Raw genomic sequence first — 12,360 nt, 5'->3', positions numbered from 1 at the left:
TCTAATTCGCCCGCAGGTGGGCGGACGAGCCCCTAGATTTCGGCGATGATCGCAGCGCGGCGGCTGTTGTATTCCTGGTCGGTGAGCGCGCCGCTCGCGTGCAGATCGTTCAGCTCCTGCAGCCGCGCGGCGATCGACGGTTCGGGCGGCGTGACGACCGCCGACGGCGCCGCGCCCGCGGACGGCGGGGCACCCGGCGCCGGTTGGGCGGCCGATGACTGCTGCTCGACGGCCCGGCGCACCACCGCCTGGATCTGGCCGCGCAGCGCCGGGTTCGACCGGATGTCGACCATCCGGTTGAGGGGAACGTTGTTGGCCTTGAGGATCTGCAGGATCTCCATCAGCGGGCCCGCCTGCCCGCTCAGGTCGTAGGTCCGGTTGTCCTCGGCCACCGTGAACTGCGCGGGCACCAGGCCGTTGACCAAAGCGCTTCGCTCCCAGTCGATCCGGTATTCGTTGGTGGTGGGGTTGACCAGGACCACCACCTTGCGGGCGTTGAGGTTGCCCAGCCGGGTGACGCTGGCGATCACGCGGTCTTCGCTGTCGAACGGCAGCAGCCCGGGCCCCGCGATGTGCAGGTGCACCTTGACGACCTGCTGGTTGTTGACCCACGTGCCCGTTTCGGTGATGCCGGTGATCTGCGCGAGCGCCAGCACGCCGCTCTGTTCGAGGGCGGCCACCTTCGCCGACGTCTTGGCGCCGTAGTTGGCCAGCGCGAGCGCGATCAGCACGTCGGCCGCGGTGATCAGCAGGCCGACGTAAAACATCCACTGCAGCAGGCTGTCGAGCCCCATGACGAAATACACGACCAGGAAAATCGGCCCCACGAGGCCTCCGCACAGCAAAACGACTAACTGTGCCTTCAGGTAGCGCGCTAACACTTGCCCCTCCTAGGCTTGCTGGGGATTTGTGTCAGATTAGCGCTCGGGGGCTCGCCGCGAACGCGATACGCGCAAACCGGGTTCGGCCGCGATCAGGCCAGCGATTCGGGCGGGACGATCGGCACCCGGCGCACCGGGGGCGCCGCGGGCTGCGTCCCCGCCGGCGAGTGCGGGGCGGTGCGCGGCGATACCGGCAGCGTCGTGGCCGGGGAGGCCTGCGGCGCCACCTGCGCCGGCGGCGCGGCGGACGTGCCGGTCGGTGCCGACGCCGCGGGCGTGACGGTGCTCGCGGGCCCGGCCGGTGCGTAGGCCGGCGTCGCCACCCGCGCCGGTCCGGCGGGTGCGGTGGCCGAGGCCAGCGTCGCCGACCCCACCGGCGCCGCCGCGACCGGCGTGCCGGCCGGTGCGGGCACCGCGGCCGCCGGGGCCACCGCCGCCGCCAGGGGCCCCGCGGGCGCGGTCGGCGCGGAGGCGCTCATGGCGCCGGCCGTCATCGTCGGTACCTGCGCGGCCATCGATGCGGGCGCGGCCGCGGTCTGCAGCGGCGTCGCGTTGGCCGCCTCGGCGGCGGCATACTGCATCGCACCGCCGTTCATCAGCTGGACGAACTGGCTGTGGAAGGCGGCCGCCTGGGCGCTGAGTGCCTGATAGACCTGGGAGTGGGCGTCGAACAGGGCGGCGATGCTCGCCGACACCTCGTCGGCGCCGGGGGCGAGCACCGCCGACGTCGGCCCCATCGCCGCCGTGTTGGCGGAGGTGATCGTCGTCCCGATCCTGGCCAGGTCCGTCGCGGCAGCCGCAACGAATTCGGGAATCGTTTGAACGAACGACATCGGCACCTCCCCGCCACGCCTCACGGTCACCGAGAACTATGCCGAAATCCTAGTGCAGGGCGCTCTGCGGCCGCATCATTTCCGCGCCGGTCCGGCGAGGCGATGCGCACAGCAGACGAAGCCCGGATTGCCGTGTGGGCAATCCGGGCTTCGACCTGACTCAGTAGCGAACTACTTGATGATCTTGACGACCCGGCCGGCGCCGACGGTGCGGCCACCCTCGCGGATCGCGAACCGCAGACCGTCGTCCATGGCGACGGGCTGGATCAGCTTCACCGAGATGTTGGTGTTGTCACCGGGCATCACCATCTCGGTGCCCTCCGGCAGCGTCACCACACCGGTCACGTCGGTGGTGCGGAAGTAGAACTGCGGACGGTAGTTGTTGAAGAACGGCGTGTGCCGGCCGCCCTCGTCCTTGGACAGGATGTAGACCTGGCCCTCGAACTCGGTGTGCGGCGTGGTGGTGCCCGGCTTGGTCACGACCTGGCCGCGCTCGACGTCCTCACGCTTGATACCACGCAGCAGCAGACCGACGTTGTCACCGGCCTGGCCCTGGTCGAGCAGCTTGCGGAACATCTCCACACCGGTGACCGTGGTCTTGGTGCTGGTCGGGCGGATGCCGACGATCTCGACTTCCTCGTTCACGTTGATCACACCGCGCTCGACACGACCGGTGACCACGGTGCCACGCCCGGTGATGGTGAAGACGTCCTCCACCGGCATCAGGAACGGCTTCTCGGTCTCGCGGACCGGGTCCGGGATCGACTCGTCGACGGCCTCCATCAGCTGCTCGACGGACTCGACCCACTTGGCGTCGCCCTCGAGCGCCTTGAGCGCGGAGACCCGCACCACCGGGGCGTCCTCGTCGAACTCCTGGGCGGCCAGCAGCTCGCGGACCTCCATCTCGACGAGCTCGAGGAGCTCCTCGTCGTCGACCATGTCGGCCTTGTTCAGGGCGACCAGGATGTAGGGCACACCGACCTGACGGGCGAGCAGCACGTGCTCACGGGTCTGCGGCATCGGGCCGTCGGTGGCGGCGACCACCAGGATCGCGCCGTCCATCTGGGCCGCACCGGTGATCATGTTCTTGATGTAGTCGGCGTGACCCGGGGCGTCGACGTGGGCGTAGTGACGCTTGTCGGTCTGGTACTCCACGTGGGAGATGTTGATGGTGATACCGCGCTGACGCTCCTCGGGCGCGTTGTCGATCTGGTCGAACGCGCGGGACTCGTTCAGGTCCGGGTACTTGTCGTGCAGAACCTTGGTGATAGCCGCGGTCAGCGTGGTCTTGCCGTGGTCAACGTGACCAATGGTCCCGATGTTGACGTGCGGCTTCGTCCGCTCGAACTTCGCCTTCGCCACTTCTGTGTCCTCCTGGACTAGTTGGTGCTTGTTAAAGCAGTGTTGGTGTTTTCAGTTGTGCCGCGCCCAAGGCATTCCAATGACCCGGCAAGATTACTCCGAGCGGACTTGAGCTTTTGGCTCGACTCCTTGCTCGTAAGCTCCGCTTACTCGCCTCTGGAATCGTGAGTCTTCGCTCACTGGCCCGTCGCCTTCGCGATGATCTCCTTTGACACGTTCGCCGGCACTTCGGCGTACGAGTCGAAGACCATGGAGTAGTTCGCCCGGCCTTGGGTCTTGGACCGCAGGTCGCCGACGTAGCCGAACATCTCCGACAGCGGCACATGCGCTTTCACGACGCGCGCACCGCTCCGCTCCTCCATGGCCTGGATCTGGCCACGGCGGGAGTTCAGGTCGCCGATCACATCGCCCATGTAGTCCTCGGGCGTGGTGACCTCGACGGCCATGATCGGTTCCAGGATCACTGGCTGCGCTTGCGCCGCAGCCTTTTTCAGCACCTGCGAACCGGCGATCTTGAAGGCCATCTCCGACGAGTCGACCTCGTGGAACGCCCCGTCGAGCAGGGTGACCTTCATGTTCACCAGCGGGTAACCGGCCAGGACACCGTACTGCATGGCGTCCTGCGCGCCCGCGTCCACCGACGGGATGTACTCACGCGGGATGCGCCCACCGGTGACCTTGTTCTCGAACTCGTAGGTCGCGCCGTCCTCGCCGGTGAACGGCTCGAGGTTGATGATGACCTTCGCGAACTGGCCGGAGCCGCCCGTCTGCTTCTTGTGGGTGAACTCGACGTTCTCCACCTTGCGGCGGATGGTCTCCTTGTAGGCCACCTGCGGCTTGCCGACGTTGGCCTCGACCTTGAACTCGCGGCGCATCCGGTCCACCAGGATGTCCAGGTGCAGCTCGCCCATCCCGCCGATCACCGTCTGGCCGGTCTCGTGGTCCAGGTGCACCTTGAAGGTCGGGTCCTCCTCGGCGAGCTTCTGGATCGACAGCGACAGCTTCTCCTGGTCGCTCTTGGTCTTGGGCTCGATGGCCACCTCGATGACCGGATCGGGGAAGGTCATCGACTCCAGCACGACCTGCTGGTTCGGGTCGCTCAGGGTGTCACCGGTGGTGGTGTCCTTGAGCCCGATCACCGCGTAGATGTGACCCGCCGAGGCGGTCTCCACCGGGTTCTCCTTGTTGGAGTGCATCTGGAACAGCTTGCCCAGCCGCTCCTTCTTGCCCTTGGTGGCGTTGATGACCTGGCTGCCGGAGTCGACCTTGCCGGAGTACACCCGGACGTAGGTCAGCTTGCCGAAGAACGGGTGCGTCGCGACCTTGAACGCGAGCGCGGAGAACGGCTCGTCGGTCGACGGCTTGCGGGTGACCTCTTCGTCCTCCTTGCCCGGCGCGTGGCCGACGGCCGGCGGCACGTCCAGCGGCGAGGGCAGGTAGTCGATCACGGCGTCCAGCATCGGCTGCACGCCCTTGTTCTTGAACGCGCTGCCGCACAGCACCAGGTAGGCCTCGGAGCTGATGGTGAGCTTGCGCAGCGCACCCTTGATCTCGTCGACCGACAGTTCCTCGCCGCCCAGGTACTTCTCCAGCAGCGCCTCGTCGGTCTCGGCGACCGCCTCGAGCAGCTTGGTGCGGTACTCCTCGGCCTTCTCGGCCAGCTCGGCCGGGATGTCGATGGTGTCGTAGGTCTCGCCCAGCTTCGTCTCGCCGCGCCACACCTTGGCGTTCATCTCGACCAGGTCGACGATGCCCTCGAAGTCACCCTCGGAGCCGACCGGCAGCTGGATCGGGATGACGTTGGCGCCGAGGCGCTCCTCCATGGTGCGCACGGAGAAGTAGAAGTCGGCCCCGATCTTGTCCATCTTGTTGACGAAGCAGATGCGCGGGACGTCGTACTTGTCGGCCTGCCGCCAGACCTGCTCGGACTGCGGCTCCACGCCCTCCTTACCGTCGAAGACGGCGACGGCGCCATCGAGGACACGCAGCGAGCGCTCGACTTCCACGGTGAAGTCGACGTGCCCGGGGGTGTCGATGATGTTGATCTGGTTGTCTTTCCAGAAGCAGGTGGTGGCCGCGGAGGTGATGGTGATCCCCCGCTCCTGCTCCTGCTCCATCCAGTCCATGGTGGCGGCGCCGTCGTGCACCTCACCGATCTTGTAGCTGATACCGGTGTAGTAGAGGATGCGCTCGGTCGTCGTCGTCTTGCCGGCGTCGATGTGCGCCATGATGCCGATGTTGCGGACCTTGGTCAGGTCGGTCAGCACGTCCTTCTGTGCCACAGAAGTCTTCCCACTCTTTCGATTGCTTAATTGCTGTCTGTCGCGGTCAGGCCAGCGCCCCGGCGCGCGGGCCGCAAAGACCTACCAGCGGTAGTGCGCGAAGGCGCGGTTGGCCTCGGCCATCTTGTGGGTGTCCTCGCGTCGCTTGACGGCGGCACCCAGGCCGTTGCTGGCATCCAGGATCTCGTTTGCCAGGCGCTCGACCATGGTCTTCTCCCGGCGTTGCCGCGAGAAGCTGACCAGCCAGCGCAGTGCCAGCGTGGTGGACCGATCCGGACGCACCTCGACCGGCACCTGATAGGTGGCACCACCGACGCGGCGGCTGCGCACCTCCAGGGCGGGCTTGACGTTGTCGAGAGCACGCTTGAGCGTGATCACGGGATCGGTGCCCGTCTTGTCCCGGGCTTGTTCGAGCGCACCATAAACAATGCGCTCGGCGAGCGATTTCTTCCCCTGCAGCAGGACTTTGTTCACCAGCTGGGTGACCAGCTGCGACCCGTAGACCGGGTCGTTGACCAACGGGCGCTTCGGCGCGGGCCCCTTGCGCGGCATCAGCTCTTCTCCTTCTTGGCGCCGTAACGGCTGCGAGCCTGCTTGCGGTTCTTGACGCCCTGGGTGTCGAGCGAACCGCGGATGATCTTGTACCGGACACCGGGCAGGTCCTTCACCCGGCCACCACGCACCAGCACCATCGAGTGCTCCTGCAGGTTGTGTCCCTCGCCGGGGATGTACGCCGTCACCTCAACCTGGCTCGTCAGCTTCACGCGGGCGACCTTCCGAAGAGCGGAGTTCGGCTTCTTCGGAGTGGTGGTGTACACGCGGGTGCATACGCCACGGCGCTGCGGGCTGCCCTTGAGGGCCGCGGTCTTGACCTTGGCGACCTTGTCCCGGCGACCCTTGCGGACCAGCTGCTGAATGGTTGGCATCTACCGGCTTTCTCTGTTCGTGTTCGGCATATTTCTGGCGTCTTCAAGTCTGTGTACTGCAGTTATGACCGTCCGCTTCACCCCGCGGCCGGGTGTGTCGCATGCGCTGCGCACCGGACGTAAGTCCGATGCATGGTGGACACGCGAATTCGCCCGGCATTCACTTCCTTACGGTTAGGCGCCGTAAGCCGCCAGGCACGAGGAACCACAATACCCGCCGCCGGTCTCGCAGGTCAAAGCGGCGATCGCAAGGGGGCCTAGCCCCTGGCGCCGTCGTGGGCGGTGCGCCGTTCCAGACCCGCCGCCAGGCGCAGCACCATGTCGGAGAACAACACGTCGGTGTCGATGTCGTCCATGACGCCGGTCATCTCGAGCAACACGAAGCCATGCATCGCGGACCAGAACTCCAGCGCGGCGTGGAAGGCTTCGGCGCCGTCTAGACCGTAGGAGGACAGCACGGCGATCACCGGGGCGGCCGCGCTGCGGGTCGCCGCCGCGTACTCGGCGTCTTCGCCACCCAGCGGCATCCGGGTGAAGGCCGAGTAGCGGCCCGGGTGGTGGTGGGCGTAGCTGCGGTACGCGCCGGCCATGACGAGCACCGCGTCGTCGCGGGCGCGGCCCTCGCCCACCCGGTTGAGCATCATGATGATGTCGTCGATCACCCGGATCCGGACCGCCCGGCGCAAGTCCTCCAGGCTGTCCACGTGGTTGTACAGCGACGGCCCCTTGGTGCCCAACTGCGTCGCCAGCGCGTTGATGGTCAGGGCGTCCCAGCCCTCGCGGTCCAGGAACGTCAGCGCGCCGTCGATGATCCCTTCCCGGCTGAGCTTGGTCGGGCGCGAACCGGGCCGTCCCGCGCGTTGGCGCCCGGCCGCCGACGGCGATTCCGGTTGAGCTGCCATGGCGGTCGCCCTTCGATCGCGGGAACGGGTTGCGGTTAACTAATGACTCTAGTTGACGACCGTTCAGACATTAATCTCCCCGCAGGGGCATGAGCGCCCGGCAAACCAAAAGAAAATCTGCCATCGGGCGGGCGAATGCACGTAATGTCATGCTTGGCTCATTCGAGCAGACGACCCGTCCAAGAGGGGGCCCGCAGTGAAGTGGACAACTGTCGCCGGGTCGTTGGCCACGTGCGCCGTCGCCGTCGTCGCCGGTTTCGCGGCCGTGCCGGGCCTTGCGCAGGCCAAGAACGGCGACACCCATGTCATCGGGGAGGACATGGAGCAGACGGTCGACTGCAACGACGCCACGCTGCTGGTCAACGGCTCGTTCCTGACGGTCACCGCGCTGGGCAACTGCTACGCCGTGACGGTGATGGGTTCGTCGAATGTCGTTATCGCCGACTCGGTTTCGCACGACATCACGGTGTACGGCCACGACCAGACCGTGCTCTACAAGGGTGGTCAGCCGTTCCTGTGGGACCGGGGCCGCGAACTGGGCATGACCAACCGGCTCCAGCAGGTGCCGGGCTGAGGCACCATACCGAGGGGAATCAAACAACGATGCGTGTGCACACCTTCGCCCTGGCACCGGCCGCCGCGATCCTGGTGCTGGCCGGCTGCAGCTCGACGGCCAACCCGCCGGCGGGCTCCTCCACCACCACGACGAAGAGCAGCCCGACGACCAGTGCCGGCGCCGCGCCGACGACGGGTTCGAGCGGCGCGAGCACCACCGCGTCCCTCGAGATCGGCAACACGGTGAACTACGGGTCGATGGGCACCACCACCAACCTCGACTGCGCCACCGGCAAGTCGCTGAACGTGGCCGGTTCGGACAACACCCTGACCGTCACCGGCAGCTGCTCGACGGTGAACATCGGCGGCACCAACAACAAGATCACCCTCGACAAGGTCGAGAAGCGCATCACCGTGCTCGGGATGAACAACACCATCACCTACAAAGACGGCGATCCCAAGGTCGACAACCTCGGCTCGGACAACACGATTAACAAGGGCAGCTGACCGGCGGCTCCCCGGCCTTGATCGGCGGCTAACGCGCCCTCAATCGGCGGCCGCGCCGTGACGCCCCGCGCCGGCGGCGAACCGCCCGGCCCCTTCGTTCGCCTCGGCGGCGACCCGGGAGATGCTGGCGAATTCGAAGTCGAGCGCCTCGGATTCCGTTGCCCCCCATTGGTGTAGCGCCGAGAGCCGGTCCGAGCGCAGGCACTGCTGCGGCAGCGCCGACAGTTGTGCCGCCAATTCCTCTGCGGCCCGGCGCGATTGGCCCTTGGGGACCACCCGGTTCGCCAGCCCGATGGCCTCGGCTTCGTCGGCGGCCACGGCGCGGCCGGTGAGGATCATGTCCATCGCGCGGCTGTGGCCGATCAGGCGCGGCAGCCGCACCGTGCCCCCGTCGATCAGGGGAACACCCCAGCGCCGGCAGAACACCCCGAACACGGCGTCCTCCTCGACCACCCGCAGATCACACCAGATGGCCAACTCGAGGCCGCCGGCGACGGCGTAGCCGCTGACCGCGGCGATGACGGGCTTGGACAGCACCATCCGCGTCGGGCCCATCGGGCCCGGGCCACTCCGGTGCACGGCGTTGGCGACGGGTGTGCCGAACGCCTTCAAATCGGCTCCGGCACAGAACGTTCCGCCGTCGCCCCACAGCACGGCGACCGACGCGGTGTCGTCGCGGTCGAACTCCTCGAACGCCGCATAGAGCGCGGCGGCCGTCGGGCCGTTGACCGCGTTGCGCGCCCCCGGCCGGTCGATGATCACGGTGGTCACCCGGCCGTTGCGCTCGACGCGCACCGGATCGCTCATCTCGCCTCCGCACATAGTGGTTCGCGCCGCCGCAGCAGCTCAGCGGCGAAGTCATGGTAGGCCGCCCGCAGCCGGGCCCCGGGCCAGTCGGCCGGCAGGAGTTCGTCGGGCAGGACCGGGTCGGTGAGCAGGTGCCGGACGGTCGCGGCGGCCACCACGAAACGGCCGGGAATGTCCGGCGCGGCGGCCATGTCGTCGAGCAACCGGTGCCCGGCCTGTGCCCAGGCGGGCAGGTCCCACAGCTGCGCGGCCAGCTCGGCGGGGTCGCCGTCGCGCGCCCGCAGCACCCGGACCCTGGCGGCGACGTCGGGGCCCAGCTCCGCGTCGATGTTGTCGGGGCGCATCCACAACCCTTCGCGCAGCTCACCAAAACGCTTGTCGTGCATGGCGGTTCGCAGCGCGGCCCGGGTGCGTGCGTCGTCCCCCACGCTGGTCACGACCAGGGTGACCCACTCCCCGCGCCAGGGACGCACGCGCGGGTCGATGGCATCGTCCTGGCGCCGCTGGCGGGCGAGCAGGCGGTCCGAGAGCTGGTAGCCGTCGGCGTTGCGGACCAGGTCGCCCGCGCCGACCATCCGGGTCAGCGCCACTCGCAGCGTCGACTCCTTGATGCCGAAATCGGAAGTGAGCCTGACCAGTTCGCTGGCGCGGGCGCGCGCCGGGTGGGCGCCGAGCAGCACGCTGAGCACCACCGACCGCGCCGTCATGTCCGGCATCGCTACACCCCGGACGCCCGGCGGCCGTGGTCGCCGAAGGGTTCGTCGCGATGCCGCACCGCCTCACGGAATCCGTGCTCGACCGCGTCGGCGACGAACGCGTGGCCCTCGGGCGTGTGCCGGGCGACGCCGTCGAACACCGTGCTGACCATTCTGCTGGTGGCCACACCCTGTTGCAGCAGGGCGGAATTCAGCGCGAGCTTGACCATGATCAGCTGGTTGACCGGCACCGCGGCGATCCGCTCGACCAGCCGCTCGGTGCGCTCGTCGAGGTCCGCCGGATCCGGCGCCTCGACCGCCCATCCCCACTCGGCGGCCTGCGCGCCGGTGATGCAATCGCCGGTGAACAGCAGCCTTTTCGCGCGCGCGTCGCCGAGCCGGTGCGCCCACAGGCCGGCCGCCGGCACGCCCCACACCCGGGTGGGCGGGTAGCCGATCTTGGCGTCGGCGGCGGCGATCACCTGGTCGGCGTGCAGCGCGATGTCGGTGCCCCCGGCCACGCAGTAGCCGTGGATCTTGACCACCGTGGGCTTGTCGGCGTGCATGAGGCTGGAAAAGCCTCGCACGAAGCGGCTCATCATCTGGTAATCGATCATCGGGTCCCACGGCTGATCCGCCAGATGGTTGACCGCCTGGGTCTTTCCGTCCAGCACGGTGCCCGCGTACGCGCCGGTGCCGCCGGCCGACCCGGTGCGGTCGGCGTAGGCGCTCAGGTCGAATCCGGCGCAGAATCCCTCGCCGCGACCGGACACCAGGATGACGTGCACATTCGGGTCGAGGTCGGCGCGCTCCACCAGCGCGGAGAGCTCCAGCGGCGTGTCGGCGACGATCGCGTTGCCCTTCTCCGGCCGGTTGAACGTGATCCGGGCGACCCGGTCGGTGACCTCATAGGTCATCGTCTTCAGGTTGTCGAAGTCGACCGGCCTGATCGCGTGAGTCATCCCTTTACTAGAGCACGCTCGAGAATCGGCGCGAGGTCGAGCCCGTCGGGCATGGTGCCGAACGCGCCGCCCCACCGGCGGTCGAGCCGGGTCGTCAGGAACGCCTCGGCGACGGCGGGGTGCCCGTGGCGCACCAGCAGCGAGCCCTGCAGCGCCAGGCAGATGTCCTCGGCGACCTTGCGGCCGCGGTAGGCGATGGACTCCAGGTTGGCCAGGTCGGCGCGCAGCCGCGCGACATGGTTGCCCAGGCGCGGGTCCTGGCCCGCGCTCTCGGCGATTTCGTCGAACAGCACCTCGACGCATTCGGGACGAGTCGCCATGGCGCGCAACGTATCCAGCGCGCTGACGTTGCCCGAACCCTCCCAGATGCCCATCAGCGGCGCCTCCCGGTACAGCCGCGGCATGCCGGAGTCCTCCACATAGCCGTTGCCGCCCAGGCATTCCAGGGCTTCGGCGGCGTGCGGGGTCGAGCGCTTGCACACCCAGTACTTGCTGGCGGCCAGGCCGATCCGGCGCAGCAGCGCCTCGGTCTCGTCGCCGCGCACCGCCTTGTCGGTGGCGCCGGCCATCCGCATCGCGACCATGGTGGCCGCCTCCGCCTCCACGGCCAAATCGGCCAGCACGTTGCGCATCAGCGGCTGGTCAATGAGGTAGGCGCCGAAGGCCTTTCGGTGCTGGGCGTGGTAGATCGCGCGGGTCAAACCGGTGCGCATGCTGGTGGCGCTGCCCAGCGTGCAGTCCAGCCGGGTGAGGTTGACCATCTCGATGATGGTCGGCACGCCGCGGCCCTCCTCGCCCACCAGCCACGCGATCGCGCCGTCGTACTCGACCTCGCTCGAGGCGTTGGCGTGGTTGCCGAGCTTGTCCTTGAGGCGCTGCAAAAACATCCGGTTGCGGGTGCCGTCGGGCAGCACGCGCGGCAGCATGAAGCACGACAACCCTCCGGGCGCCTGCGCGAGCACCAGGAAGATGTCACACATCGGCGCCGAGGTGAACCACTTGTGGCCCGTCAGGCTGTAGGTGCCGTCGGCGTTGGGGGTGGCCTGCGTGGTGCCGGCGCGCAGGTCGGAGCCGCCCTGCTTCTCGGTCATCGACATGCCCGCCGTGATGCCGGGCTTGGCGGTGGCCGGCCGGAGTTCCGGGTCGTATTCGCGGGAGGTCAGCAGCGGCTCGTAGACCTTGGCCAGCTCGGGGTTGTAGCGCAGCGCGGGCACCACGGCATACGTCATCGAAATCGGGCAGACGTGCCCCGGTTCGACCGTCCACACCGAGGTCTTGGCGGCCCGCACGACGTGCGCACCCGGCCGCTCGTCGGCCCAGGGCGCGGCGTGCATGCCGTGTTCGATCGCCGCGCGCATCAGCTCGTGGTACGCCGGGTCGTATTCGACCTCGTCGATCCGGTGACCGTTGCGGTCGTGGGTGTGCAGGATGGGCCGGTTGCGATCGGCGAGCTCGCCCCAGCGCTGCGCCTCGCGGCTGGCCGACAGGGCGCCGACCTCGTTCACCTCGTCCAGGCCCCACTGCCCTCCCTCGCGAATCAGGGCCTCGATGAGCACCGCCGAGGTGGCGGGGTTGTGGTCTTCCAGGGGCGGGACCTGGTTGGTGACGACATGGGTGTCCGACATGGGATCAATGTTACATTTTTCCG

General features: G+C 68.2%; 13 protein-coding genes. 2 read left to right on the top strand and 11 right to left on the bottom strand.

Translation table 11 applies throughout. The annotated features are described in order from the left end of the window. Positions 1-32: 32 nt before the first annotated feature. From QGN31_RS03775 to QGN31_RS03745, 7 genes are all read right to left on the bottom strand, one after another. Positions 33-881: an SHOCT domain-containing protein gene (locus tag QGN31_RS03775; protein WP_041785217.1), complete on the bottom strand. Its 849-nt coding sequence runs from the start codon at positions 879-881 to the stop codon at positions 33-35. Between the two features lie 92 nt (positions 882-973). Next, complete coding sequence (locus QGN31_RS03770) at positions 974-1,720, bottom strand: PE family protein (protein ID WP_014942920.1); 747 nt, start codon at positions 1,718-1,720, stop codon at positions 974-976. Between the two features lie 165 nt (positions 1,721-1,885). Continuing rightward, positions 1,886-3,076 (bottom strand): elongation factor Tu, encoded by a 1,191-nt coding sequence (tuf, locus tag QGN31_RS03765; protein WP_008260847.1) that lies wholly within the window; start codon positions 3,074-3,076, stop codon positions 1,886-1,888. 176 nt (positions 3,077-3,252) lie between these two features. Then, a complete protein-coding gene (gene fusA / locus QGN31_RS03760; protein ID WP_008260848.1) occupies positions 3,253-5,358 on the bottom strand; it encodes an elongation factor G in 2,106 nt (701 codons plus the stop codon). 81 nt (positions 5,359-5,439) lie between these two features. After that, positions 5,440-5,910, bottom strand: a complete 471-nt coding sequence (gene rpsG / locus QGN31_RS03755) for a 30S ribosomal protein S7 (protein WP_008260850.1) — start codon at positions 5,908-5,910, stop codon at positions 5,440-5,442. Next, entirely contained in the window at positions 5,910-6,284 is a 375-nt protein-coding gene (gene rpsL / locus QGN31_RS03750) for a 30S ribosomal protein S12 (RefSeq protein WP_007767794.1), read from the bottom strand. The genes rpsG and rpsL overlap by 1 nt, the downstream gene beginning before the upstream one ends. A 257-nt stretch (positions 6,285-6,541) precedes the next feature. Beyond that, complete coding sequence (locus tag QGN31_RS03745) at positions 6,542-7,186, bottom strand: TetR/AcrR family transcriptional regulator (RefSeq protein WP_008260853.1); 645 nt, start codon at positions 7,184-7,186, stop codon at positions 6,542-6,544. A 196-nt stretch (positions 7,187-7,382) separates the two neighbouring features. Here QGN31_RS03745 and QGN31_RS03740 point away from each other — a divergent pair, with 196 nt between their 5' ends. Both QGN31_RS03740 and QGN31_RS03735 read left to right on the top strand, forming a co-directional pair. Continuing rightward, positions 7,383-7,760, top strand: a complete 378-nt coding sequence (locus tag QGN31_RS03740; RefSeq protein ID WP_014381131.1) for a DUF3060 domain-containing protein — start codon at positions 7,383-7,385, stop codon at positions 7,758-7,760. Between the two features lie 29 nt (positions 7,761-7,789). Then, entirely contained in the window at positions 7,790-8,248 is a 459-nt protein-coding gene (locus QGN31_RS03735) for a DUF3060 domain-containing protein (RefSeq protein WP_014942921.1), read from the top strand. 39 nt (positions 8,249-8,287) lie between these two features. On the opposite strand, the gene QGN31_RS03730 is transcribed toward QGN31_RS03735, so the two are convergent. From QGN31_RS03730 to QGN31_RS03715, 4 genes are read right to left on the bottom strand one after another with little or no spacing between them, the layout of a single operon-like run. Continuing rightward, positions 8,288-9,055 carry a crotonase/enoyl-CoA hydratase family protein gene (locus QGN31_RS03730; RefSeq protein ID WP_009957066.1) on the bottom strand — a complete coding sequence of 256 codons (768 nt, stop codon included), beginning with the start codon at positions 9,053-9,055 and terminating at the stop codon, positions 8,288-8,290. Beyond that, on the bottom strand, positions 9,052-9,771 hold the full coding sequence (locus QGN31_RS03725) for a PaaX family transcriptional regulator C-terminal domain-containing protein (protein ID WP_014942922.1): 720 nt from the start codon (positions 9,769-9,771) through the stop codon (positions 9,052-9,054). The genes QGN31_RS03730 and QGN31_RS03725 overlap by 4 nt, the downstream gene beginning before the upstream one ends. Before the next feature lie 2 nt (positions 9,772-9,773). After that, entirely contained in the window at positions 9,774-10,712 is a 939-nt protein-coding gene (locus QGN31_RS03720; protein WP_008260861.1) for a crotonase/enoyl-CoA hydratase family protein, read from the bottom strand. Further along, positions 10,709-12,337 (bottom strand): acyl-CoA dehydrogenase family protein, encoded by a 1,629-nt coding sequence (locus QGN31_RS03715; RefSeq protein ID WP_014942923.1) that lies wholly within the window; start codon positions 12,335-12,337, stop codon positions 10,709-10,711. The genes QGN31_RS03720 and QGN31_RS03715 overlap by 4 nt, the downstream gene beginning before the upstream one ends. Between the last annotated feature and the right edge of the window lie 23 nt (positions 12,338-12,360).

This window comes from Mycobacterium sp. 2-64, assembly GCF_035918375.1.
In the GTDB taxonomy this organism is placed as follows: Bacteria; Actinomycetota; Actinomycetes; order Mycobacteriales; family Mycobacteriaceae; genus Mycobacterium; species Mycobacterium intracellulare.
Note: the sequence above shows the minus strand (reverse complement) of the source record. Positions and strands in the feature narration are given on the sequence as shown.